Raw genomic sequence first — 24105 nt, forward strand, 5'->3', positions numbered from 1 at the left:
TCTCCGCCTTCCGGCGGCCGTCCGCGATGGGCGGCCGTCGGGGTCGACTCAGCGGCCGACCACGGCCCGGACGGGGTTGTGGTCGGAGAGGCCGCGGACGTCCTCGACGAGGGCGCCGCGGCTGTCCAGGCCGCGCACGACCACGTGGTCGATCCACTGCGACTTGGCCGCGCCGATGTCCCGCGGCCGGGTCGGCCCGGCACCGGGCGGCAGTTCGGCGACGCGGTAGCCCTCCCCCAACTCGGCGGCGACGGTCGCCCGGTCGGCGTTGAAGTCGCCGAGCAGCACCGCCTGCTCGGCTCCGGCCTCGGCCACCACCTGGGCCAGCCGCGCCAGTTGACCGGGGCGCCGGTCGCCGGTGGCGACGTGGGTGGCCACCACCAGCACGTCGTCGACCCGTACCGCCAGCAGGCCCTTCCCCGGGGCGTCGGCGAACGCCTCGGCGGCGACCACCTCGGCCGTCCGGTCCAGGACCAGCACCAGGTGCTCGGTCCGGTCCGCGAGCCGGTTCGGGACGCGGCGCGGCTCGGGCACCCGCGGGTACCGCAGCGCGCGGATCGTCCGGCCTTCGGGCAATGCCTCGCGCAGTGAGGCGAGTTGGTCACCGCTGACCTCCTGCAGCGCCACCACCTGCTCGGTCGTCGCCGCCACCCGGGCCGACACCGCGGCGATCCGCTCCGGCTCCTGCGGCCACCGGTCGAGGACGTGGCTGCCCCAGTTCTCGGCGTGCACGCGGTGGAGGACGTTCCAGGTGGCGACGGTGAGCATGGCCGCGATCCTACGGCCGCCGCGGCCGGCGTCCGCCGGGGGGCGGGCGTCAGGTGCCGGGGGGTCGGAACGTGAGGCTGAGCTGGGTGCCGAGTTCGCGGAATCCCAGGGCGGCGGCCACGCCGCGGGAGGCGGCCGGGCGGGCGCGCCACTGCGGGAGGAGGGAGCGGTGAGGACCGACAGGTGGGCGGTGTCGCGCGGCCAGCGGCGGTAGCCCGCCGCCGCGACCACCCGGCCCGCGGGGTCGCGGACGGCGAAGGCCGGGGAGGTGATCCCGTCGAGACCGCACTCGTCGGCGTCTGCGGGGTCGACGGTGGCGAGCAGGGCGGTGACGCCGTCCCCGTCGACGGCGAGCTCCTCGACCGCGCGGCCGTCCGCCGCGGCCTGGGCCGGGGCCGGGGCCGGGCGGAAGTCGCTGGCGGCGACGTAGGCCAGGGCGGCCGGGCCGAGCGCGTCGCCGAGCGGCAGGTGGGCGGCGAGCCGGGCGGGGTCGGTCCAGTCGGTGGACGGCAGCTGCCCGAGGGCCTGCCGGAGGCAGCGCGCGGCAGCCTCGGTGGGCGCGGTGGCGAGGAGCTCGCCGCCGAGTACGACGACCCCGCTCCAGCCGGGCGGGCACAGCCCGGAGGCGGGCGCGACGACCACGCTCTCCGGTCCGGGCGGGCCGAACACCGCGGGGGCGCCGGCGAGGTGGCACCACAGGTCACGGGCCCGGTCGAGCAGCTGGTCGGTCTCCATGCGGGCGATCCTGGCAGCCGGGCGGCCGGCCCGGCACGCGGTTTTCGACGGCGGGGCGAACAACCGTGGAAGGAAGTTCGAACGACCGGCGCGGGAGGGGCGTCCGCGGACGGTGCGTGTGTGGCTGCTGTGGTTTGTGGACGACGCTCACGCGGAGAACGTGACATGTCCGTGATGCTCACGGTACGAGCTTGTGATCGGTCACCTCAACTGAATAGTGTTCGGTGTCAGCCCGCTGAAGCGGGCACCGAGCGCGGAACGCCTAGCCCTGTCCACCGTGCTGCGGGAGGGACGATCCGACTCTGGACAGGGGCGGGGGACCCACGTTCATCTGCCGTCCCCACGCGGCTTGGGGTGAAGCCGTCCGTCGCGGTCTCCGCGGCGCCGGCCGGGCCGACTCCTTCCGGTCCGAACCCGACAGCTCACCTCGCAGGCGTGCAGAGAGGGACTTGGTCATGCTCTTCACGGGTTCGGGCCGGCACCGCCGTCAGACCCAGGCCGAGAAGGCGATCGCTGCTGCGAGCGTCGCCGGAGTCGGTATCGCACTGCCCCTGATGGCCGTCGGCGCGGCGCACGCCGCCCCGGTGTCCACCTGGGAGAAGGTCGCCGAGTGCGAGAGCGGCGGCAACTGGAGCGCCGACGCCGGGGACGGGTACTACGGCGGCCTGCGGCTCACCTCGGCCACCTGGGCCGCCTACGGCGGCACCGAGTTCGCCCCGCGGGCGGACCAGGCGACCCGCAGCCAGCAGATCGCGGTCGCCGAGCGGGTGCTGGCGGCCGAGGGCACCGGCGCCTGGGCCTCCTGCGCCCAGCAGAGCGGTCTGAGCATCGCCTCGGCGCCCGGCCAGCTGGACACCAACGACTCGGCCGACGAGACCGGTTCGCTGCGCGGCAGCCGCGGCGCGGAGACCGTCGGCGCACAGCCGGACGGCAGCCACCCGACCACGAAGGCCGCCCCGGTCTTCCCGGGCTACGGGGGGTACGACCTCCACTCGGGCGTCTACTGGTACCAGAAGGACGGCAACTGGTACTGGACCAGCCACCGCGACGTGTACGAGCAGAACACCCTCTCGGCCGCCAGGACTCCCGCGGCGGGCGACACCGCCCAGGCCCCGGCCACCACCGCGCCGACCACCCCGGCCCAGCCGGACACCGCCACCCCGACCGACCCGACCTCCCCCACGGCCACCCCGACCCTTCCGGGCGACCAGGGCGACCAGGGGAACCAGGGCAACCACAACGGTCAGAACGGTCAGGGCGCGACCACCACCCCGTCGCCGACCGACCCGTCGACCGGGGCGCCGACGACCGCCCCGACCGGTACGCCCGCCCCGGGCAACCAGGGGAACCAGGGCGACCAGGGGAACCAGGGGAACCACAACGGCCAGGGCGCCACCACGGCGCCCGGTGCGACGCCGTCCACGGCGACCGCCACCACCCCGCCGGCCGCCCAGGCCGACGCCGCGGCCACGCCGGCCTCGCCGCCCGCTCCGCAGCCGTACACGGTGCACTCCGGTGACACGCTGTCCACCATCGCGGCGAACCAGAACGTCCAGGGCGGCTGGTCGCAGCTGTACCAGGCCAACCAGGGCGTGGTCGGCCAGAACCCCGACCTGATCCAGCCGGGCCAGGTCCTCCACCTCGGCTGAGCCCGCGCAACCCCGGGTCCGACGACCGTGACCGGCGGTGCGGTGCCTCCGCACCGCCGGTCCGGCGTCAGTGGACGACGCCCGCCGCCCGTAGCATCCACCGGTTGGCGCGTCCGACGAGGCCGGCCCGGTCGAGCACGCCGACGACCTTCGCGGCCAGCTCGACCTTGGCGGCTCGCCAGTGCGGGTTGCGGCGGGCCGCTGCACGGCCGGTCCTCGGGTCGATGCCGACCGCCGCGTACAGGCGCGGATTGATCAGGCTGGTCGTCGAGTAGTAGACGATCAGTCCGATGAACAGTTGCTCGTAGCGGCGGCGGATCGGTCCGAGCCGGCGGCGCATCAGTTCCTCGCGGGCGTAGCTGATGTGCCGCGCCTCCTCGATGACGTGGATCCGCGAGACCTGCCGGGTCAGCGGCTGCAGGCTCTCGTCGTTCATCAGCTCGCGCTGGAAGGCGTCGAGGATCTCCTCGACGTACATGGTGCCGCCGAAGGTCTGGCTGTGCGTGGAGATCGCCTTGAGCAGCCGCCCGAGGTTGTGCGCGACCCGCCCGGCGCCGTAGGCCGGGACCCCCATCCAGGAGATCATCCTCGCGAACATCACCGAGTGCCGGCACTCGTCGGCGATCTCGGTGAGCGCGTACTGCACGTGCGCGGTGGTGGGGTCGCGGTCGAAGGCGTGGCGCAGCAGCATCTGCATGAGGATCTCCTCGAACCAGATGCCGACGCTGGCGACGGAGGCGGTCTCGTGCTTGCTGAGTTCGATCCGCTGGTCCTCGGTCAGCGCGTCCCACAGCGCGGTGCCGTAGAGCGAGAGGTGACGGGGCGGGCAGTAGTAGCGGCCGGGGATCGGTTCGGCGGCCCAGTCCACGTCCTTGAGCGGGTCGAAGGAGAGCTTGGCGGACGAGGCGAGCAGGCGCTCGGCGGTGCGCTCGCGGTCGCGCAGGCTGTGGGGCGCGGACATGGCAGGCTCCTTCGCGGCGGTGGGTCTGTCCGCGAAGGTAGAAGCTATTAGACTGGCCGTCAATACACTGCGCCCGCACACCGGCCGCCGCGCACCGGCGGACAGGCCGTCAGGGGCCGGGCCAGGCGCTCAGGGTGCGGCGACTGGTGAAGCGGAACCGTTCGCCGCTCAGCGGGTCGGCGAACTCCAGTGCCCTGGCGAGCAGTTGCAGCGGCGCGTCGTAGTCCTCGGGCTCCGAATCGGGCCGCACCACGGGGTAGAGCGGGTCGCCGAGGATCGGCACGCCGAGCGCGTTCATGTGCACCCGCAGCTGGTGGGTCCGGCCGGTGTGCGGCAGCAGCCGGTAGCGGGCCAGGCCGTCGCGGTGCTCGACCAGCTCCACCAGGCTCTCCGCGTTGGGCTCGCCGGGCACCTCGCGGGCCGCCATCACCCCGCGTTCCTTGACGATCCGGCTGCGGACCAGCGCGGGCAGCTCGAGCGCGGCGTCGTACCGGGCGATCGCCTCGTACTCCTTGCCGACCAGCCGCCGTTCGAACAGGCCCTGGTAGGCGCCCCGGTGGCGCGGGTCCACGACGAACAGCACCACGCCGGCGGTCAGCCGGTCCAGCCGGTGGGCGGGGCTGAGCGCGGGCAGGTCGAGGTCGCGGCGCAGCCGGGCGAGCGCGGTGTCGGTGATGTGGCGCCCGCGCGGGGTGGTGGCCAGGAAGTGCGGCTTGTCGACCACCACCACGCGGTCGTCGCGGTGCAGCACCTCGATCCGGAACGGGACGGGCTCCTCGTACGGCGTCTCGTCCCGGTGGAACCACAGGTGGGCGCCCGGGGCGAAGGGCGCGTCGGGGCCGATCGGTCCGTCCACGGAGACGAACTCGCCGCGCGCCAGCATCGCGGCGATGCGCTCGGGACCGACGGCGCGGCCGTAACGCTCCAGCAGGTACGCCCGGACGGTCGGCCACTCCCCCTCCTGGGGCAGCCGCAAGTGCACCGGGTCGATCCCGTCCCGCTGCGGCAGCGGACTCGCCGGCACTCCGGACCTGCGCCTCACCGGCCCTCACTCCCCGTACTCATCCGGCCAGCCTACCGAGCCCCGTCGGCGGCCCCGCCGCCGCGCTGCGCGGACCGAGCCGTCACGGCTCTCCGCACCCGCCGATGCACCTGGCCGCGCGCCGCGCAAGCGCCCGTCCGGGCGACCCCCTCGACCCGGGCGCGGCACACGCGTGGGGCTGCCGGAACCGCTTGTGGTTGCCGTATGGGCCCGGGACGGGCGTCATGGGAGGATGGCAGGGCGGAGCGCCCGGTGAGCGCCTGAGCGGCAGGTGGTCCGATGGACACCGACAAGCACGGCAGGATCCCCCGAACGCGTCGGACTCCGGCCGAGGCCGAGGCCGACGAGTCGGTTTTCGACGGCCTGCTGACCATCCCCATCGCCACCGCGCTGATCTCCGAGGACGGCCGGATCCTGCACTGGAGCCCGGACGCGGAGGCGCTGCTCGGCTACCGGCCGGAACAGGCGGTGGGGCGGCCGGCCGCGCAGCTGCTGGTCACGGACGACCAGCGGCCCGAGGTGCTGGCGCTGTTCCGGGACATCCTGCACGGGCGGGCCTGGTCGGGCGTCTTTCCGGTCCGCCACCAGCAGGGACACCACGTCAACCTGGAGTTCCGCACCCACCCGATTGCCGGCGCGGACGGGCGGCCGCTGGTGCTGGCGGTCGCCTCCGACGTGACGGCGCTGCGCCGGCTGCAGTCGGACCTGGCGGTGCTGGACGGGTTCTTCACCCAGTCGCCGGTCGGCATGGCGGTGTACGACGCCCAGCTGCGCTTCGTCCGGCTGAACGAGGCCCTGGCCAGGATCAACGGCCTGCCGGTCGACCAGCACCTGCGGCGGCGGATCACCGAGGTGCTGCCGGGCATCAACGGCCAGGAGATCGAGGCGGTGATGCGGCGGGTGCTGACCGAGGGCGAGGCGGTGGTCGACACCCGCTCCCACGGCCGTACCCCGGGCGATCCGACGCACGATCACGCCTGGTCGGCCTCGTACTTCCGGCTGCAGCAGCCCGACGGCCGGATCCTCGGCGTCTCCTCGACCATCGTGGACATCACCGAGCGCTTCCAGGCCGAGATCACCGCCACCCGGGCCCAGCAGCGGCTGACCATGCTGGCGGAGGCCACCGCGAGCATCGGCACCACCCTGGACCTGCGGCAGACCGCGCGGGAGCTGGCCGACGCGGTGGTCCCGCAGCTGGCCGACGCGGTCGGGGTGTTCGCCCTGGAGCACCTGATCACCGGCCAGGAGGAGCAGCCGGGTGGCGCGCCGGCCCCGGACGGGGTCACCGCGGCCGGCGCGCCGCACCCCGACGGCCCGGCGGCGTCCGGCGGGCACCCGGTGGCGCACAAGGTGCGCCGGCTCGCCATGGCGACCGTCGACCCCGACCACCCGACCCGCCACCTGCCGACCGAGGCGGTGCTGGTGCTCCCCGACGACTCGGCGTACGCGCGGGCGATGGACACCGCCCGCACCGTCACGGCGCCCAACTGGGACCTGCCGCTGCTGGCCGAGGGCGTGCCCGCGGCCGAACTCAACGCCTACCTGGGCAAGCAGCCCCGGCCGGTGGCGATCACCCCGCTGGTGGCCCGCGGCACGGTGCTGGGCATGGTGGTCTGGTCGCGCCGCTCCGACCGGGAGCCGATCGCCCAGGCCGACATCACGCTGGGTGACGAGCTGGCGGGCCGGGCGGCGACCGCGATCGACAACGCCCGGCTGTACACCCGGGAGCGCAACGCGGCCGAGCAGCGGCGCCGGGCGCTGGCGGCGGCGGAGACCGCGCAGGAGCGGCTGGCGCTGCTGAACGAGGCGTCCGCCCGGATCGGCACCACCCTCGACCTGGCCACCACGGCCCGCGAGCTCGCCGAGACGGCGACGCCGCGGCTGGCCGACACGGTGATCGTGGAGGTGCTGGACGCCCTGGTGCGCGGCGAGCCGACGCCCTCCCCCGGCCAGGCGGACCGGTCGGCGGTGCTGCGCCGGCTGGCCTTCCACACCGTCCCGGGCAGCGGCATGCACCCGATCGCGCCGACCGGCTCGGTACACCGCTTCCACCCGACCACCCCGTACGCCTGGGCGCTGGCGCACCGGCGCCCGGTGCTGCTGCCGCGCACCGACGAGCGGGCGATGTCCTGGTTCGCCGACGACGCGGACCGGGCCCGGGCCGTCCGCGAGCAGGGGGTGCGCTCGCTGATGGTGATCCCGCTGATAGCCCGGGGCGCCGCGATCGGCACCGCGACCTTCTACCGGTCCACCACCGACCGGCCGTACGACCACGCCGACATGGCGCTCGCCTCCGAGCTGGCCGCCCGGGCGGCGGTCTCGATCGACAACGCGCTGCTGTACACCCGGGAGCGGGACGCCGCCGAGCAGCGCCAGCGGGCGCTGGAGGCGGCCGGCGCCGCGCAGGAGCGGCTGGCGCTGCTGAACGAGGCGTCCTCCCGGATCGGCACCACCCTCGACCTCTACCGCACCGCGGAGGAGCTGGTCGAGGTGGTGATCCCGCGGTTCGCCGACTTCGTCACGGTGGACCTGCTGGAGTCGGTGCTGGAGGGCGAGGAGCCCAACCTGGTGCCGTCCACGGGTTCGGTGCTGCTGCGGGCGGTCGCGGTCGGCGAGATCGACGACAACGGCACCATGACGCACGCCGCCGATCCGGTCGGCGGCGCGTCCCGCTCGGCGCAGCTGTACGCGCAGAGCCTGCGCACCCGGCGCTCCATCCTGGTGCCGCACGTGGACGAGGCGGCGCTGCGCCGCATCGTGGCGCACCCGAGCCGGATCGAGCCGAGCCTGGAGGCGGGCGTCCACTCGTACATCATGGTGCCGCTGCTGGCCCGCGGGACGGTGCTGGGCGGCGCGGAGTTCATCCGGACCCGCAATCAGGAGCCGTTCACCCCGGCGGACGTGGCGCTCGCGGAGGAGCTGGCGGCGCGGGCGGCGGTGTGCATCGACAACGCGCGGCTCTACCGGCGGGAGCGGGACACCGCGCTGACCCTGCAGCGCAGCCTGCTGCCGCAGGACGTGCACCGCACCCCGGGTCTGGAGATCGCCTACCGCTATCTGCCGTCCAGTGTGATCAGCGAGGTCGGCGGCGACTGGTTCGACGTGGTGCCGCTGACCGGCGGGCGGGTGGCGCTGATCGTCGGCGACGTGATGGGGCACGGCATCCGGGCCGCCGCCACGATGGGCCAACTGCGCACCGTGGCACGGACGCTGATCACCCTGGACATGGATCCGGCCCGGGTGCTGCGCCGGCTGGACGAGGCGACCGCGGCGCTCGGCGAGGGGCAGTTCGCCACCTGTGTCTGCGTGGTGTTCGACCCGGTCGACCGGATCTGCACGCTCTCCAGCGCGGGCCACCTGCCACCGGTGGTCTCCGAGCGGGACGGCAGCGCCCGGCTGCTGGACCCGCCGCCGGGCGCGCCGCTGGGTGTGGGCGGGGTGCCGTTCGAGTCGATGCACTTCGAACTGCCCGACGACGGGCTGCTGGTGCTCTACACCGACGGCCTGGTCGAGCGGCGCGGGCACGATCTGGACGAGGGCCTGGACCTGCTGCGCCGGACCGTCGCCGAGCGCCAGCCCACCCTGGAGGGCGCCTGCGACGTGGTGCTGACGGCGCTGGCCGCAGACGCGGGGCAGGACGACGTGGCCGTGATCATGGCGCACGCCGGTCCGGTCGGCGGGGACCAGCTGGCCACCCTGACCCTGGAGGGCGACCGGGCGATGGTCCGACACGCCCGGCGCTTCACCCGGCAGACGCTGCAGCGCTGGGGGCTGACCTCGCTCGGCGACCTGGCCGAGCTGCTCACCAGCGAGCTGATCACCAACGCCCTGGTGCACGCCGGTGCGCCGGTCCAACTGCGCTTGTTCCGCAACCAGTTGCTGACCGTCGAGGTGTCCGACGTGGACAGCCGGCTGCCCCGGCTGCGGCGGGCCCGCGAGGAGGACGAGGGCGGCCGCGGGATGCACCTGATCAACGAGCTGGCGCACCGCTGGGGCAGCCGCTCCACCCGCGACGGCAAGGTGGTCTGGTTCGAGCTGGAGCTCCCGATCGGCACGCCCCACGGGTGAGGGCAGGCCGGCCCCCGCCTGCGTCAATCGGACGTACACCCATCACCCTACGGGTGACGACACGCGCCGGCTGACCGGTGCGGGGGCGGGGGCGACGGATAGTCGGTGGCGACCACACCAATCCCCTGGAGGACTTGATGCGTCCCAGCATTGCCAAGGTCACCGCCGTCTCCTTCGCCGCGGGCATCGCGCTCTTCGCCGCCGCGGGCTCCGCGTCCGCGTACGGCGGCGGGCACCACATGAAGCCGCACATGGAGAAGCACTGTCCGCACCACCACTCGGCGGCGATCGTCACCGGCGGCGACGCGACGATCGACGACTCGGACGACGCCGGCTTCGCCGTGGTCACCGGCGGCGACGCGACGATCGACGGCGGCGGCCGGGCCATCGTCACCGGCGGCGACGCGACCATCACCGACTCGGACGACGACGACGACTGCTGACCCACGCGGCCGACGGAACGGGCCGGGCACCCCGCTGTGGGGGCGCCCGGCCCGTTCGCGTCCCGGCCCGTTCGCGTCCCGGTCCGCCGCGGTCCGGTGCGGACTACTGCGGGGTGACGTACGCCCCGGAGATGCCGCCGTCCACCAGGAAGGTGTTGGCGGTCATGAAGGAGGAGTCGTCGCTGGCCAGGAAGGCGACCGCAGCCGCGATCTCCTCCGGCTCGGCGAACCGGCCGAGCGGGATGTGCACCAGTCGGCGGGCGGCCCGCTCCGGGTCCTTGGCGAACAGCTCCTGCAGCAGCGGGGTGTTGACCGGCCCCGGGCACAGCGCGTTCACCCGGATGCCCTCGCGGGCGAACTGCACGCCCAGCTCCCGCGACATCGCCAGCACGCCGCCCTTGGAGGCGGAGTAGGAGATCTGCGAGGTGGCCGCGCCCATCACCGCCACGAACGAGGCGGTGTTGATGATCGAGCCCTTGCCCTGGCGCTGCATGTGCGGGATCGCGTACTTGCAGCACAGGTACACGCTGGTCAGGTTGACCTCCTGGACCCGCTTCCAGGCGTCCAGGCCGGTGACCAGGATGGAGTCGTCGTCCGGCGGGGAGATGCCGGCGTTGTTGAAGGTGATGTCCAGGCTGCCGTAGGTGTCCACCGCGGTCTGGTACATCGCGCGGACCGCGTCCTCGTCGGTGACGTCGGCCTGGATGAACAGGCCGCCCACCTCGGCGGCGGCCTTGCGGCCGCTCTCCTCGTCGAGGTCGACGCAGACCACCTTCGCCCCCTCGGCGGCGAAGCGCTTCGCGGTGGCCAGGCCGATGCCGCTGCCGGCGCCGGTGATGACCGCCACCCGGCCGTCAAGTCGCTTGGTCATGCTGCTCATTCCTCCGTGGAGATGAAGACGTTCTTGGTTTCGGTGAAGGCGTTGAGGGCGTCCGGGCCGAGCTCACGGCCGAGGCCGGACTGCTTGAACCCGCCGAAGGGGGTCCAGTAGCGCACCGAGGAGTGCGAGTTGACGGACAGGTTGCCCGCCTCCACGCCGCGGGCGACGCGCAGCGCCCGGCCCACGTCGCGGGTCCAGATCGAGCCGGACAGGCCGTACTCGGTGGCGTTGGCGATCCGCAGCGCGTCCTCCTCGCCGTGGAAGGGGATCACGCTGACCACCGGGCCGAAGATCTCCTCGGTGAAGGCGCGGTCGTCGTGCGAGGCGGGGGTGAGCACGGTGGGCGGGAACCAGAAGCCGGGGCCGTCCGGCGCCGCGCCCTGGAAGGCGGGGTCGCCGACGAAGGAGGCCACCCGCTCCCGGTGCGCGGCCGAGATCAGCGGACCCATCTCGGTCTTCTCGTCGTTCGGGTCGCCGACCCGCACGCCGCGCACCGCGGTCTCCAGCCGGGCCATGAAGTCCTCGTACACCGAGGCCTCGACCAGGATCCGGGAGCGCGCGCAGCAGTCCTGCCCGGCGTTGTCGAAGACCGCGTACGGCGCGGTGGCGGCGGCCTTGGCGAGGTCGGCGTCGGCGAACACGATGTTGGCGCTCTTGCCGCCGAGCTCCAGGGTGACCGGCTTCACCTGCTCGGCGCAGCCGGCCATGATCGCCTTGCCGACGGCGGTGGAGCCGGTGAACACCACCTTGCGCACGTCGGGGTGGGTGACGAAACGCTGTCCGACCACCGGACCGCGGCCCGGGAGGATCTGCAGCACGCCCTCCGGCAGGCCCGCCTGCAGGGCGAGTTCGCCGAGTCGCAGGGCGGTCAGCGGGGTGAGTTCGGCGGGCTTGACGATCACCGTGTTGCCGGCGGCCAGCGCCGGGGCGAAGCCCCAGGCGGCGATCGGCATCGGGAAGTTCCACGGCACGATCACGCCGACCACGCCGAGCGGTTCCTGGAAGGTGACGTTCAGGCCGCCGGCCACCGGGATCTGCCGGCCGAACAGCCGCTCGGGGGCGGCCGCGTAGTACTCGATGACGTCGCGGGCGTTGCCGGCCTCCCAGCGGGCGTTGCCGACGGTGTGGCCGGCGTTGGCGACCTCCAGGGCGGCCAGGTGCTCGCGGTCGGCGTCCACGGCGGCGGCGAAGGCGCGCAGCAGCCGGGCCCGGTCGGCGGGGGCGACCCGGCGCCAGCCCTCGAAGGCGGCCTTGGCGCGGGCGATCGCGGCGTCGGTCTCGGCGAGGCCGGCCAGGTCGACGGTGGTGATCACCTCCTCCGTCGCCGGGTTGACCACGTCGTAGCGGTCGGGCTGGTCGTTCATGCGGCTCCTTGCGCGTCGCGTGCGTTCTGATCAGCGGTGGTGGCTGCGGTCGCGGCGGTCGCCAGGGCGCGGAACAGCCGCAGGTCCTCGGGGTCGGTCTCCGGGTGCCACTGGACGCCCAGGACGAAGCGCCGGCCGGGCAGTTCGAGCGCCTCCACGGTGCCGTCCTCGCTCCACGCGGTGGGCAGCAGTCCGTCCCCGAGCCGGCCGACCGCCTGGTGGTGGTAGCAGTTGACCTTGGCGGAGCGGCCGAGGATCCCGGCCAGCCGGCTGCCGTCGGCCGCCCGTACCGCGGTGGCGACGAAGCGGGCCGGCACGTGCTGGTGGCTGTCGTCCGGCAGGTGCTGGACCAGGTCGCCGCCGAGCGCCACGTTGAGCAGCTGCATGCCGCGGCAGACGCCCAGCACCGGCAGGTCCGCCGCCAGGGCGGCGGTCAGCAGCGCCGACTCCCAGTCGTCGCGGGCCCGGTGGGGCGGGCCGGTGCGCGGGTGCGGCTCGGCGCCGTACCTGGCCGGGTCGAGGTCGGAGCCGCCGGCCAGCACCAGGCCGTCCAGGGTCGCGGCGAGGCGCTCGGCGCCGCCGGCCTGCGGCGGCAGCAGCACCGGGATGCCGCCGGCCCGGGCCACCGCGTCGACGTACGTCTGTGGGACGAGCGAGGCCGGCTGCTGCCACACCGACCACTGGGCGGGTTCCTGGTAGGTGGTGATGCCGATCAGTGGTGCGTTTGTCACAGCCGCTCGAATCCGCGGCGCCGCTCCCAGTCGGTCACCGCCGCGTCGTAGGCGGCCAGTTCGGTCCGGCCGGCGTGCGCGTAGTGGCGGACCATGTCCTTGCCGAAGGCCTCGGTGGCGGCCTCGCTGTTGTCGAAGGCGTCCACCGCGTCGCGCAGCGTGGACGGCACCCGGGGCGCGTCGGAGGCGTACGCGTTGCCGGTGAACTCGCCCTCCAGCTCCAGCTGGTGCTCCACACCGTGCAGTCCGGCGGCGATCAGCGCGGCCACTGCCAGGTACGGGTTGACGTCGCCGCCGGGCACCCGGTTCTCGAAGCGCAGCGAGGGGCCGTGGCCGACCACCCGCAGGGCGCAGGTGCGGTTGTCGCGGCCCCAGGCGATCGCGGTGGGGGCGAAGCTGCCCGCCACGTACCGCTTGTAGGAGTTGACGGTGGGGGCGAGCAGCAGGGCGAACTCGCCCAGGCAGGCGAGCTGTCCGGCGAGGAAGTGCTCCATGGTGCGGGAGAAGCCGTGCTGCCCCTCGCCCGCCATCACCGGCCGGCCCTCGCCGTCGCGCAGGCTGAGGTGGATGTGGCAGGAGTTGCCCTCGCGCTCGTTGTACTTGGCCATGAAGGTCAGGCTGTAGCCCTCCTGCGCGGCGATCTCCTTGGCGCCGGTCTTGTACACCGAGTGGTCGTCGCAGGTGGTGAGCGCCTCGGCGTACTTGAAGGCGATCTCGTGCTGGCCGAGGTTGCACTCGCCCTTGGCGGACTCCACCGTGAGGCCGGCCCCGGCCATGCCGTTGCGCAGGCGGCGCAGCAGCGGCTCGATCCTGGCGGTGCCGAGGATGGAGTAGTCGACGTTGTACTGGTTGACCGGGGTCAGGCCCTGGTAGTTCTTGTCCCAGGCCTGCTCGTAGCTGTCCTTGAAGACGATGAACTCCAGCTCGGTGCCGACGTACGCGTGCCAGCCGTAGGCGGCGAGCCGGTCCAGCTGGCGGCGCAGGATCTGCCGCGGCGAGACGGTGACCGGCCGCCCGTCGTGGTGGGTGACGTCGCACTGCACCATGGCGGTCGCCGGGTGCCAGGGCACCATCCGCAGGGTGTCCAGGTCGGGGACCATGACCAGGTCGCCGTAGCCGCTCTCCCAGGAGGAGATCTCGTAGCCGTCCACGGTGTTCATGTCGATGTCGACGGCCAGCAGGTAGCCGCAGCCCTCGGCGGCGTGCGGGACGACGTCGCTGAGGAAGTACTCGGCGGCGACCCGCTTGCCCTGGAGCCGGCCCTGCATGTCGGTGAGGGCGAGGACGACGGTGTCCACCGCGCCCTCGGCCACCAGATCGCGCAGCCGGTCGAGGGTGAGCCTCGGGGTACTCATCGGATCTCCAATTCTGCGGGCCGGTCGCCGGTCTCGTCCGTCGGGCCGTGGACGCGCGGGCCGGTGAACCACTTGCGGGCGGAGAGCAGCCACCACAGGCCGGCGAAGCCGAGCACCACGGTGACCGCGACGGGTGTGTAGTTGAAGCTGACGGCGGTGATCGGGCTGACGGTGGGGAGCATGAACAGGACCGTGATCACGGCCGTCCAGCCGACCGCGACGGTGCCGATCATCCTGCTCCAGCGGCCCAGATGCCACGGGCCACGCGGGAAGGCGTCGCCCTGCCGCAGCCGGAGCCAGACCGGGATCACGTACGAGATGTAGAGCCCGATCACCGAGATCGAGGTGACCGCGGTGTACGCGGTGGAGTTCCACAGCGCGGGCAGGCCCAGCAGCAGGGCGCCGCCGGTGGCCAGCCACACCGCGCTGGTGGGGGTCTGGGTGCGCGGGTTGATCCGGTGCCACAGCCGGGAGCCGGGCAGCGCGCCGTCCCGGGAGAAGGCGTAGATCATCCGGGAGTTGGCGGTGACCGAGGCCATGCCGCAGAAGAACTGGGCGCCGATCACGATCAGCAGCAGCAGCTTGGCGCCGCTCGGGCCGATCGCGTCGATGAAGATCTGCGCGGGCGGCACGCCGGTCGAGGAGCCGAGTTCGCCGTCGTAGTCCTGGATGGCGAAGGTGATGCCGAGCAGCAGCACCCAGCCGGCCACCAGCGAGACCACGATCGCGTTCACGATGCCGCGCGGGCCGGAGCGGGCGGCGTCGTGGGTCTCCTCGGTCATGTGGGCGGAGGCGTCGTAGCCGGTGAGCGTGTACTGGGCGAGCAGCAGGCCGAGCAGTCCGACGTAGAAGCCGTTGGAGAAGCCGGTCTTGTTCACGAACTCGGTGAACACGAAGGACGCCGAGGCGTGGTGGGACGGCACCAGGACGAGCGCGCCGACGATCACCGCGACGCCCGCCACGTGCCACCAGACGCTGACGTTGTTCAGCAGCGCGACCAGCCGCACCCCGCGGGTGTTCAGCAGGCCGTGCAGCAGCAGGATCACCGCGAAGATCTCGATGGTGTGCTGCGGGGTCGCCGACAGGCCGAACTGCAGGTCCAGGAAGGCGTTGGTGAAGAACGCCGCGCCGTAGTCGACGCCCGCGGTCACCGCGACCTGGCCCATGAAGTTGCACCAGCCGGTGAACCACGCCGCGGCCGGCCCCTTGGTGCGGGCCAGCTTCGCCGCCCAGTAGTACAGGCCGCCCGCGGTGGGGAAGCTGGAGCAGATCTCGGCCATCGCCAGGCCGACGCACAGCGTCAGCAGGCCGACCAGCGGCCAGCCCCAGGTGATCACGGCCGGGCCGCCGGTGTTCATGCCCATCCCGTACAGGGTCAGGCAGCCGGAGAGGATGGAGACGATGGAGAAGGAGACCGCGAAGTTGGAGAAGCCCGACATCGAGCGGGCCAGCTCCTGGGTGTAGCCGAGTTCGCGCAGGCGCAGTTCGTCGGCGTCGAGGGCTTCGGTGCCGGTGTCCGCGGCGGTGCTATCTGCCGGAAACACGGATGTGCCATGGTGCTCAAGCGAATGCTGCTCGGGAGTCATGCGCACCCCTGGGGGTCAGTGGGGGTTAATGGTCTGCTTTCGTTCCATTGGGTGGTTGGGCCGTATCGTTCACCCCGGCGGGGCACCACGTCAAGAGCTGACGATCAACCGACCGAAGCTCCCCTCCGCACCCCCGTCCCCGGCCCGCACGTGGGTACGATGCCCGCGTGGATCAGGCAGCGCAGACACCCATGAACGGCCAGGTCGACGCGGCCTTCCGGCCGGTCAGGACCGGCAACGCCTTCGAGGAGACCGTCGAACGCATCCTTCAGGCGATCAAGCTCGGCGTCCTCGCCCACGGCGACCGCCTGCCCGCCGAACGCGACCTCGCCACCCGCCTCGGCATCAGCCGCGAGACCCTCCGCGAAGCCCTCCGCTCCCTCCAGGAAGCCGGCTACGTCGAAGCCCGCCGCGGCCGGTACGGCGGCACCTTCGTCACCTACCGGCTCCCCGCCCCCGACGTCGACCAGCTCCGCCGCGCCGCCCAGGACCTCGGCGCCGAACTCGAGGACGCCCTCGCCTTCCGCCTCGTCCTGGAGACCGGCGCCGCCGACCTCGCCGCCAGACGCGAACTCTCCGACGACCAGCGCGCCTACCTGCTGCAACGCCTCGCCGACGCGGACGGCGCCAGCGTCGAGCAGTACCGCCAGTGCGACTCCCGCTTCCACCTCGCCATCGGCGAACTCACCGGCTCACCGTCCCTCGCCGCCGCCATCGCCGACGCCCGCATGCGCCTCAACGACCTCCTCAACGCCATCCCCATGCTCGGCCGCAACATCGACCACGCCTCCCACCAGCACCACGCCATCACCCACGCCATCCTCGGCGGCGACCCCACCACCGCCCGCCGCGCCACCGAGGAACACCTTCAGGCCACCGCCACCCTGCTCCGCGCCTTCCTCGCCTGAACCGGGGCGCCCGCAGGCCGGGGCGCCCGCAGGCGACGGCCGCAAATCCGCTTGCCCGCGCTCCCCCGCAGCTGGTTCCGTACCGGCGAGTCGATCACCGCCGCAGCCTGGAGCCCCCTTGACCGTCCGCATCACCGCCCCGCTCACCGACACCGAGGCCACCTCCGGCCGCCGCCTGGTCTGGCTGGCCTCCGCCGCAGCGGGGCATCCGCTCGGGAGCGCCTCACTGCGCCTGTTCACCGCGCCCGGCCAGCAGCACCTCGCCGAGCTCGACCTCCAGGTCCACCCCGCCGAGCGCCGCCGAGGCACCGGCAGCCGCCTCCTCGCCGCCGCCACCGACGCCGCCCGCGCCGACGGCCGCCGCAGCCTCCTCGCCCAGGCCGACGAGGGCTCCCCCGCCGACGCCTTCCTCGCCGCCCGCGGCTTCCGCCCCGTCCTCACCCTCCGCCACGCCCGCCTCCCCCTCGCGGACACCGACCCCGCCGCCCTCGCCGCCCTCGTGGCACGCCCCCACCCCGGCTACCGGCTGGTCTCCTGGGACGGCGCCGTCCCCGACGAGCTGCTGGCCACCTTCACCGCCTCCCGCCGGGCGATGGACGACATGCCGATGGACGAGACCGACTACGGCACCGTCACCTGGGACGCCGCACGCGTCCTCGACGCCGCCGCCGCGGTCGCCCGCCGCGGCGAACTGCTCCACACGGTGGCCGCCGTCGACGAGTCCGACGGCTCCGTCGTCGGCTTCACCGAACTGGTCGTCCCCGGCGACGGCACCGGCGACGCCCAGCACTACGGCACCGGCGTCCTGCCCGAGCACCGCGGCCGCGGCCTCAGCACCTGGATGAAGGCCGAGTCCGTCCTCGCCGCCCGCCGCCGCCACCCCCGCCTGGCCGGCCTGCTCACCGACACCGCCGACTCCAACGCCCCCATGCGCGCCGTCAACCACGTCCTCGGCTACCGCCCCACCCACACCGCGCTCACCTACCAGCTCGACCTCTGACCTCGCGGACCTCGGTAGGGTCGCCCGTATGGGAGCGAGCAGTTGGTCGTACGTCACGCCCTTGCAGCACAGCGAGCAGGCGGCACTCGACAGCCTCCGCGCGGCCGTCTTCGCGCGCGACGCCGAGTACTACCGCGAGGAGGGCATCGAGACGTTGGCCGCGCTCACGGAGAGCGGACGGCTCGACGAGGAGCCGGCGCACTCGGTGCTCGACGTCGACCGCGTGGTCCGCTGCGAGCCCGACACCGAGGAGCCCGGCGAGGTCCGAGTGGTCGAGGGCCCGGAGGTCGTCGAGCTGTTCGGGACGGCGAGCCCCACCAGGGAGACCGTCGAGCAGGCCGTCGAACGCGCCGGTGACGGCTGGTTCCCGCCGTTCGGTCGAGGTTCCGGCTGCTGCACCGTCGTCCACGACGCGGCAGGCCGTCCGACGGAGCTGTTCTTCTGGGGCACCACCGGTGACTGATCCGGTGGCCCACGCGCAGAGTTGACGCTCCGACGGGTCGCAGACCGCTCCGTCCCCGACCGGGCGTGCGGCGAGTGTCGAATCCATCATGCCCGGTCGGGGCCGTCCTGCGGTAGGACCGAGAGCACCCTTTGTCGATCTTGTCGGGCGCCGTGCCGCCGGGCAGACTCGTGCGCATTCCACTCCTCCCCCGTACCGGGATCCCGTCGCGCCGTCGACCGGGGTTCCGGTGCGTGCGTCGTCCTGCCCCGCCGGCCCGGCGGGGCGCGACCGGGAGGGGTGGTCGAACGAAGGGGGACCCATGGAGAACGACATCGTGACCAGCGCCCGGGTGCTGCTGCTCAGCTCCGGCAAGCTCACCGCGTCCGAACTGGTGTGGGCCTTCCGCCTGCTCGCCCCGATCAGCCCGGACGTCTACCGGCCCAAGCTCACCCGGGCGCTCCTCAAGCTCGCCCGGCAGACCGCCCACCTGCCCGAGGCCCGACTCGCCCTGCTCGCCGAAGCCGTCGCCTCCGCCGAGGCCATGGACCCGGCCGACCCGATCCGCCGCACCCCGCTGCTCGCCGCCCTCGACGCCTACCAGCACCACCTCGACACCCTCGGCCGCCCCGCCGAGGCCCACGCCGCCCGCACCCGCATGACTGCCATCGACCCCACCGTCGTTCCCACCACTGGCTGACCTTCGCCGGCCGGTGCGGGCCCCGCGCCCGCACCGGCCCGGCCGCTCCACGACAATGAGCACGTGCTGCTGACCTGGATCGCCGAGATCGCCGACGAACCCCTCGCCCTCAATCCCGCCGACCGCCGCGAGGAGTGGGGCACCAACACCTGGCTGATCCTGGCCGACCATGAGGACCGGGCCGCCGTCACCGCCCCCGCCGTGGTCGCCGCCTTCGAGCGCACGGCCGACACTCTCCGCACCCGCATCCGCGCCACGCACCACACGGGCCCGGCCACCTTCTACGTCTGGCACGATGTCCAGGCCGACCAACTCCGCTGCTGCACCGGCTCCGTCCCCGCCGACGACCTGCCCTTCGGCAGCGCCTACACCCCCACCGACGACCTCCACCCGATCGTCGAACGCTTCCTCACCGGCACCCGGCCCAACCTCACCCCGTTCCCCGTCTGGACCCGCGCCGTCGGAACGGACCCGACCGGCCGTTGACCCGCGCGCTGCACAAACGCGCGCAGGTCAGCCGCCTGCCTGCGCTTCCTCGGCGGCTCGGGCCGGCCGGTGTTGCGGGGGCGGCAGCAGGATCAGTCCCACGCCCGCGGCGAAGGCCACGACCGCCGCCGGGGACGGGGTGCCGTCGGGTGCGAAGCCCCGGGTGGCCCAGGTGGCGAGGGGGACGACGGTGCACACGACTCCGGCGAGCAGCGCGTACGGGCGGCGAACGGGTGCCTGCGGCCGGGCTGCCGCGGCGAGGGCGGTCAGCGCCCGGCCCAGGGGTCGGAGAGCGGCGAGCAGGCCGAGCAGGCCGACCACCAGCACGGCGAGCCACACCGGCCGCCAGGCCCACCACGCACCGGACCCGACGGCCGGTTCGGGCGCGAGGTCGGTGAGGTAGAAGGCCGCCGCCACCACCAGAACCGGCACCATGTGCCACAGGTACAGGGTCATGCTGGCCCGGCCGAGCGGCCGGACCGTCCGCCACAGCCGTTCCGAGCGCAGCAGTCGTTCGACCGGCCGCGCGGCGACCAGGCACAGGCCGCACTGCGCGAGCACCCAGGCGAGCATGGCGACCGAGGGCGGGTCGGTGTTGCTGACCTCCTCGCCGGTGACCAGGATCAGGCTGACCGGGAACGGCCCGTACCCGACCAGCAGCGCGAACCCCGCCGCGCCCCCGCCTGCGAGCGCCCACCCGAGCCACGGCCGCCCGGTGAACTCCCCTCCCTGCCAGGCGAATCCGAGCTCGTACGCGACCGCCCACACCAGCAGGTAGTTCAGCGTGCCGACCCAGCCGTGCCAACTACCGCGCCCGGCCAGGTCGATGACATCGGCAACCACCGCCGCTCCACCCAGCGCGGCGACGGACCCCAGCCCCCACCGCCGGTACGCCGCGTACAGCCACGGCGTCGCCGCACTGATCACCAGGTACACCGGCAGGAACCAGAACTGCATCGCCAGCGCCCACCCCACCATCCCGAGCAGCCCCGGATCCGCCCCCGCGGCGCGGGCCACGCCGAGCCCGGCGAGCGCGAGACCGGTGTACGTGGCGGCGGGAAGCAGCAGCCGGACGGCCCGAGCCCGCACCCAACCGGCCGCCGCACCGCCACCTGGATCGCATGCGCCGCCCGCGCCGCCCGCGAGGTGGCGGGACCAGGACGCGCCGGCCGCGTAGCCGCCGGCGAGGAAGAACATCGGCATGATCTGGAAGCCGAGGGTCAGCCACTGCGTCCACCGCACGGTGGCGAGGAGTTCGGGCGCGGTGATGGTGCCGTCGGGGTGGCGGACGAGAGCGGTGATCAGCCAGTGGCCGAGGACCACCAGCAGGATGGCGACCCCGCGGAGCAGGTCGACGTAGCGGGCGCGGTTCGCGTCGGGGCCTGGTGCGGGCATGGCCCCACTCTGGTCGTACGGGCACGGCCCCGTCCAGCGCGCCCCCGTTGCGGTTCGATCAAAATCGTTGGGCGCCCGTCGGCCCGGTCGCGATACTCCGCGCATGCACTTCCGCAGCGCAACCCACCACTTCGCGGGCCTGCCGTGCCGGGCCTCCGTCAAGAAGCGGGCGGGCTGGGCTAGTCGGGCGCACCGCTGCCCGTGCCGTGGCAGCCCGACCGGCGCGGGTCAGAACCGTGGCGGCGGCCGGTGAGCGGGCGGCGCCGCTACGTGGCCCGCGGGGTGCCGGGCGGCTACCGCATCCGGGACAACAAGGTCGGGCGCTGGTGGGGCGACCACTACGAGCTCTGCCCGGACGACCTGGTGCGTGAACTCAACGGCGCCGCCGACCCGGTGAGGCTCACGGCGCTGCTCAAGCGCTATCGCGCGCTGCGGCGGTGACCCACCTGGCAGGGTCGCCCGGCGCGCCTGGGACGATCACGCCCATGACTCCTCCCTCCGCCGCCGAGCGCGACGCGCTGATCGACGAACTCGCCCGTTCCGGCCGCCGGATCGGGGCCGCCGCGGACGCGCTCACCGCCGACGGTCTCCGCGAGCCGTCCGCCCTCCCCGGCTGGACCCGCGCGGACGTGCTGACCCATCTGGCCCGCGCCGCCGACGCCTACCGCCGCCTGATCACCCTGGCCCGTACCGGCGCCGAGCCGCAGCACCCCCAAATCGGCGCCGAGGACGCCGATGACGCCGATCCGGTCGCCGACTTCCGCGGGAGTCTCGCCGCCTTCCTGGTGGACGCCCGCCGCATGCCCGCCCCGGCCTGGGACGCCACGGTGACCGCACTGGCGGGCTGGCCGCACCCCGCCTGGTTCACCCTGTACCGCTGCCGGCGCGAACTGGAGACCCACCACACCGACCTGGCGACCGGACACACCACCGCCGACTGGCCGGCCGACTACGTGGCGTGGGCGCTGGACGACACCCTCGCCGCCTTGGCCGCCCGCGACTTCCCGCTCCACGCCGTCCACGCCGTCGACCTGGACCGTCGCTGGACGCTCGCCGCGACCGGCCCGGCCGTCGCCGCGCCCGCGCACCTCCTCCTCGGCTGGCTCAGCGGCCGGTCCCCCGCCGCCGTGCTCACCACCGACCGCCCGGGCGAGCTCCCCGCGCCGCCCACCTGGCCGCTCCCGCCGGTGCGGTCCTGGACCTGATGCGCTGACGCCCTGACGCCTCGACGGCTCAGGTCTGCTCTCCCACCGTCAGGCCGTACGCGGCGAGCCGCTCCCGGACGGGCTCCGGCCCGTCCCAGGCGAGCGCTCCGCCGCGGAAGACCGGGTCGTCCGTCACCTCGGCCAGCACCTCGGCCGCCACCTCCGCCGGCACCCGGAACGCCTCCGCCTGCTCCTCGTCGTCGAACTCGGCCTCGGCCAGCACCAGTCCGGCCAGCGGCGGGCCGAAGACGTCGACGCCGAACGGCGGTACGGCGAGCCGGGTCTTGCGCAGCTCGGCCGCCGGGAGCGCGGCCAGCACCCGGTACTCCTCGGGTGAGAGGTACAGGTTGGTGATCAGTCCCTGCACGTGCCCGTCCTGCCCGGACGGCAGCTTCTGGGTGAGCTTGTACACCACCTCCCCACCCTCTCCGATCTCCTCGACCCGGCGCAGCCGCAGCCGCGTCCCCGCCAGATACCGGTCGGTGATCCGCCGCTCGGCCACCACCCGCGCCGGGTCGGGCGGCGCGGCCAGCAGGAAGCGCCGCTCGCGCTCGATCCGGGCGTACTTCCCCTCTTTCGGCAGCTCGTGGCTCACGGCGCCGCCGGCCCGGGGATGATCATCAGATTCTGCGGCTCGGCGAAGGGGACGAACCCGGCCCGCGCGTACACCTCGTGGGCGTCCAGGGTGGAGAGCATCAGCCGCTTGAGCCGGTACGGCGCGAGGTGGTCGCGGACCGCCTCGGCGAGGCGGGTGCCGAGCCCCTGCCCGCGGTGCTCGCGGTCGACGTACACGTCGCACAGCCACCCGAAGGTGGCCAGGTCGGTGACCACCCGCGCGTACGCCACCTGGCGGCCCTCGCCGTCGTACGCGCCGAAGTTGATCGAGGCGCCGGCGGCCTTCTCGACGGTCTCGCGGCTGCGGCCGAGGGCCCAGAAGGCGTCGGTGGAGAGCCAGTGGTGGACGAGGTCGAGGTCGAGCAGGTCGGGATCGGTGGAGATGCGGTACGCGCCGGCGGTCGGTGTGATCATGCGTCGGATCGTACGAGCGGGCGGGCCCGCACGCACGTGTCATTTCCCGCGCCCGCGGCCGGCCGGGTCGGAGACGACCCGGCCGGCCCGGCGCCTGCGGACCTCACTGGGCGGGGGCGGAACCAGGTCCGGCCGGGCTGCCGTACGAGGACGCGCCGGCCGCCGACGACGGGCCCGCCACCCCGGCCGAGTACGACGACGCCGACGAGGCGCCGGACTGCCCACCGGACTTCGGCGACTGCGACCCGGGTAGCTTCGACGAGGGCCCGCCGGGCGATCCCGAACCGGAGCCCGAGGACGAACCCGAGGAGGGACCGTGCGAGGACGAGCCGCCGGAGGCAGGCGCGGACGGCGAGGCACTGGTGTCGTTCTGCCCGGTCCCGCCGACCGGACGGGTGAACGGCTTGCCGGTCTTCGGGTCGATCAGCACCATCGAGTCGACCTTCTTCGGCGCCGGAGTCACCGTCACCACGTGGTCCGGCGAGAACGAGGACCACGCCGAGCCCGAGTACGAGGTGCTCGCACCGGTGTCCGCCGGCGGCTTCAGCGGGTTCCCGCAGGCGCAGCGCACCCGCGGCACCCCGTACGAGTCGACCAGCACGGCGGTGCCGGACTGCAGCACCGCCTGGTACGGCGTCGCCTGGCCGTTGCTGTACCCGTGGTTGGTCACCCGGGTGTCGGCCCGCAGCACCACCGGGGTCAGGCCCTTCAGGTACGCGTCGATGGTGTTCGGCTGGATGCCCTCGACGCCCGCCCAGGCCTGCGCCTTGTCCGGGTTGGCGGCGAGGTACCCGGAGAGCTTCGGCACGTCGCAGCTCGCCACCTTCTGGCTGCCGCCGTACAACCCGGCGTCACCACCGCTGAGAGTGCCGCTCGGTGAGGCGTACGGGGTCGCCCCCGCCGGCGAGGCGTACGCGGAGGAGGCGGGCTGCTCGGCGGCGACCGAACCGGTGAACGGGTCCTGACCCGTCGCCGCGACCGGCTGGAGCGCCACCTGCTGCTGACCCGACGCCTGGTTGCTCGAGTTGGTGGACGACTGGCTGGTCAGCACCACGCCCAGGACCACCCCCGCCACGATCACGCCCGCCGCCACCGCCAGGATCCGCGGATTGCGCCACCAGGGCGGACGCCCGCCGCCACCCGCACCGGGCACCTCCCGCACCGGCGGCTCCGACGCCCCGCCACCGCCCGCCGCCCCGAGCGGTGTGGCACCGCCCGGCACCGCCCCGGTCCCCGCGGTCAGACCGGCGTCCGCCCCGCCGCCGGACGGCTGCGCCGCCCCCGGCCCGGACAGCGGCCCCGACGGCGGCCCGGCCGGAGGTCCGGACGGCGGCTGCGACGCCCCCGACGCCCCGGAT

Annotated in this window: 22 protein-coding genes and 1 riboswitch; of the genes, 10 read left to right on the plus strand and 12 right to left on the minus strand. The window is 74.0% G+C overall.

Annotated elements, in window-relative coordinates:
- Positions 1-48 precede the first annotated feature (48 nt).
- The gene (locus FHR36_RS39990) at positions 49-1503 is read right to left on the minus strand and encodes an endonuclease/exonuclease/phosphatase family protein (RefSeq protein ID WP_308199617.1); all 1455 of its coding nucleotides are present in this window, start codon (positions 1501-1503) and stop codon (positions 49-51) included.
- A 286-nt stretch (positions 1504-1789) separates the two neighbouring features.
- Positions 1790-1953: riboswitch (cyclic di-AMP (ydaO/yuaA leader) on the plus strand.
- A gap of 5 nt (positions 1954-1958) precedes the next feature.
- Between FHR36_RS39990 and FHR36_RS21845 the strand changes: the two genes are divergently transcribed.
- On the plus strand, positions 1959-3152 hold the full coding sequence (locus FHR36_RS21845) for a transglycosylase family protein (RefSeq protein ID WP_253799854.1): 1194 nt from the start codon (positions 1959-1961) through the stop codon (positions 3150-3152).
- A gap of 67 nt (positions 3153-3219) precedes the next feature.
- On the opposite strand, the gene FHR36_RS21850 is transcribed toward FHR36_RS21845, so the two are convergent.
- Together FHR36_RS21850 and FHR36_RS21855 are read right to left on the minus strand one after the other, a co-directional pair.
- Positions 3220-4113: an AurF N-oxygenase family protein gene (locus tag FHR36_RS21850; RefSeq protein WP_253799855.1), complete on the minus strand. Its 894-nt coding sequence runs from the start codon at positions 4111-4113 to the stop codon at positions 3220-3222.
- 109 nt (positions 4114-4222) lie between these two features.
- On the minus strand, positions 4223-5155 hold the full coding sequence (locus FHR36_RS21855; RefSeq protein ID WP_253799856.1) for a pseudouridine synthase: 933 nt from the start codon (positions 5153-5155) through the stop codon (positions 4223-4225).
- A 279-nt stretch (positions 5156-5434) separates the two neighbouring features.
- Here FHR36_RS21855 and FHR36_RS21860 point away from each other — a divergent pair, with 279 nt between their 5' ends.
- Positions 5435-9223, plus strand: a complete 3789-nt coding sequence (locus tag FHR36_RS21860) for a SpoIIE family protein phosphatase (RefSeq protein WP_253799857.1) — start codon at positions 5435-5437, stop codon at positions 9221-9223.
- Positions 9224-9360: 137 nt separating this feature from the next.
- The gene (locus FHR36_RS21865; protein WP_253799858.1) at positions 9361-9666 is read left to right on the plus strand and encodes a hypothetical protein; all 306 of its coding nucleotides are present in this window, start codon (positions 9361-9363) and stop codon (positions 9664-9666) included.
- A gap of 103 nt (positions 9667-9769) precedes the next feature.
- Here FHR36_RS21865 and FHR36_RS21870 read toward each other — a convergent pair whose 3' ends face one another.
- Genes FHR36_RS21870 through FHR36_RS21890 form a run of 5 tightly spaced genes read right to left on the minus strand, consistent with a single transcriptional unit; the run spans position 9770 to position 15582 of the window.
- On the minus strand, positions 9770-10546 hold the full coding sequence (locus FHR36_RS21870; RefSeq protein ID WP_253799859.1) for a 3-oxoacyl-ACP reductase: 777 nt from the start codon (positions 10544-10546) through the stop codon (positions 9770-9772).
- The gene (locus tag FHR36_RS21875; RefSeq protein ID WP_253799860.1) at positions 10543-11910 is read right to left on the minus strand and encodes an aldehyde dehydrogenase family protein; all 1368 of its coding nucleotides are present in this window, start codon (positions 11908-11910) and stop codon (positions 10543-10545) included. The genes FHR36_RS21870 and FHR36_RS21875 overlap by 4 nt, the downstream gene beginning before the upstream one ends.
- Complete coding sequence (locus tag FHR36_RS21880; RefSeq protein ID WP_253799861.1) at positions 11907-12641, minus strand: gamma-glutamyl-gamma-aminobutyrate hydrolase family protein; 735 nt, start codon at positions 12639-12641, stop codon at positions 11907-11909. The genes FHR36_RS21875 and FHR36_RS21880 overlap by 4 nt, the downstream gene beginning before the upstream one ends.
- Positions 12638-13996, minus strand: a complete 1359-nt coding sequence (locus FHR36_RS21885) for a glutamine synthetase family protein (protein WP_253799862.1) — start codon at positions 13994-13996, stop codon at positions 12638-12640. Before FHR36_RS21885 ends, FHR36_RS21880 begins: the two co-directional genes overlap by 4 nt.
- Positions 13993-15582, minus strand: coding sequence for an amino acid permease (locus FHR36_RS21890; protein WP_380232463.1), 1590 nt, complete (start codon positions 15580-15582; stop codon positions 13993-13995). The genes FHR36_RS21885 and FHR36_RS21890 overlap by 4 nt, the downstream gene beginning before the upstream one ends.
- A gap of 167 nt (positions 15583-15749) precedes the next feature.
- Here FHR36_RS21890 and FHR36_RS21895 point away from each other — a divergent pair, with 167 nt between their 5' ends.
- The 5 genes from FHR36_RS21895 to FHR36_RS21915 all read left to right on the plus strand — a co-directional run bounded on the left by FHR36_RS21895 (position 15750) and on the right by FHR36_RS21915 (position 19118).
- The gene (locus FHR36_RS21895) at positions 15750-16490 is read left to right on the plus strand and encodes a FadR/GntR family transcriptional regulator (RefSeq protein WP_253799864.1); all 741 of its coding nucleotides are present in this window, start codon (positions 15750-15752) and stop codon (positions 16488-16490) included.
- A 118-nt stretch (positions 16491-16608) separates the two neighbouring features.
- Positions 16609-17490, plus strand: coding sequence for a GNAT family N-acetyltransferase (locus FHR36_RS21900; protein ID WP_253799865.1), 882 nt, complete (start codon positions 16609-16611; stop codon positions 17488-17490).
- A gap of 28 nt (positions 17491-17518) precedes the next feature.
- Positions 17519-17953, plus strand: coding sequence for a hypothetical protein (locus tag FHR36_RS21905; protein WP_253799866.1), 435 nt, complete (start codon positions 17519-17521; stop codon positions 17951-17953).
- A 301-nt stretch (positions 17954-18254) separates the two neighbouring features.
- Entirely contained in the window at positions 18255-18632 is a 378-nt protein-coding gene (locus FHR36_RS21910) for a hypothetical protein (RefSeq protein WP_253799867.1), read from the plus strand.
- A 63-nt stretch (positions 18633-18695) separates the two neighbouring features.
- Positions 18696-19118, plus strand: a complete 423-nt coding sequence (locus FHR36_RS21915) for a hypothetical protein (RefSeq protein WP_253799868.1) — start codon at positions 18696-18698, stop codon at positions 19116-19118.
- Between the two features lie 27 nt (positions 19119-19145).
- On the opposite strand, the gene FHR36_RS21920 is transcribed toward FHR36_RS21915, so the two are convergent.
- On the minus strand, positions 19146-20513 hold the full coding sequence (locus tag FHR36_RS21920; RefSeq protein ID WP_253799869.1) for an acyltransferase family protein: 1368 nt from the start codon (positions 20511-20513) through the stop codon (positions 19146-19148).
- 249 nt (positions 20514-20762) lie between these two features.
- Between FHR36_RS21920 and FHR36_RS21925 the strand changes: the two genes are divergently transcribed.
- Both FHR36_RS21925 and FHR36_RS21930 read left to right on the plus strand, forming a co-directional pair.
- Positions 20763-20954: a hypothetical protein gene (locus FHR36_RS21925; protein WP_253799870.1), complete on the plus strand. Its 192-nt coding sequence runs from the start codon at positions 20763-20765 to the stop codon at positions 20952-20954.
- A gap of 44 nt (positions 20955-20998) precedes the next feature.
- Positions 20999-21718: a maleylpyruvate isomerase family mycothiol-dependent enzyme gene (locus FHR36_RS21930; protein WP_253799871.1), complete on the plus strand. Its 720-nt coding sequence runs from the start codon at positions 20999-21001 to the stop codon at positions 21716-21718.
- A gap of 28 nt (positions 21719-21746) precedes the next feature.
- Here FHR36_RS21930 and FHR36_RS21935 read toward each other — a convergent pair whose 3' ends face one another.
- The 3 genes from FHR36_RS21935 to FHR36_RS21945 form a co-directional block, all read right to left on the minus strand.
- Positions 21747-22313, minus strand: coding sequence for a CYTH domain-containing protein (locus FHR36_RS21935; protein ID WP_253799872.1), 567 nt, complete (start codon positions 22311-22313; stop codon positions 21747-21749).
- Positions 22310-22747, minus strand: a complete 438-nt coding sequence (locus tag FHR36_RS21940; protein WP_253799873.1) for a GNAT family N-acetyltransferase — start codon at positions 22745-22747, stop codon at positions 22310-22312. The genes FHR36_RS21935 and FHR36_RS21940 overlap by 4 nt, the downstream gene beginning before the upstream one ends.
- Positions 22748-22850: 103 nt before the next feature.
- On the minus strand, positions 22851-23909 hold the full coding sequence (locus FHR36_RS21945; RefSeq protein ID WP_253799874.1) for a DUF6777 domain-containing protein: 1059 nt from the start codon (positions 23907-23909) through the stop codon (positions 22851-22853).
- Between the last annotated feature and the right edge of the window lie 196 nt (positions 23910-24105).

The organism is Kitasatospora cinereorecta, assembly GCF_024172095.1.
Lineage (GTDB): Bacteria > Actinomycetota > Actinomycetes > Streptomycetales > Streptomycetaceae > Kitasatospora > Kitasatospora cinereorecta.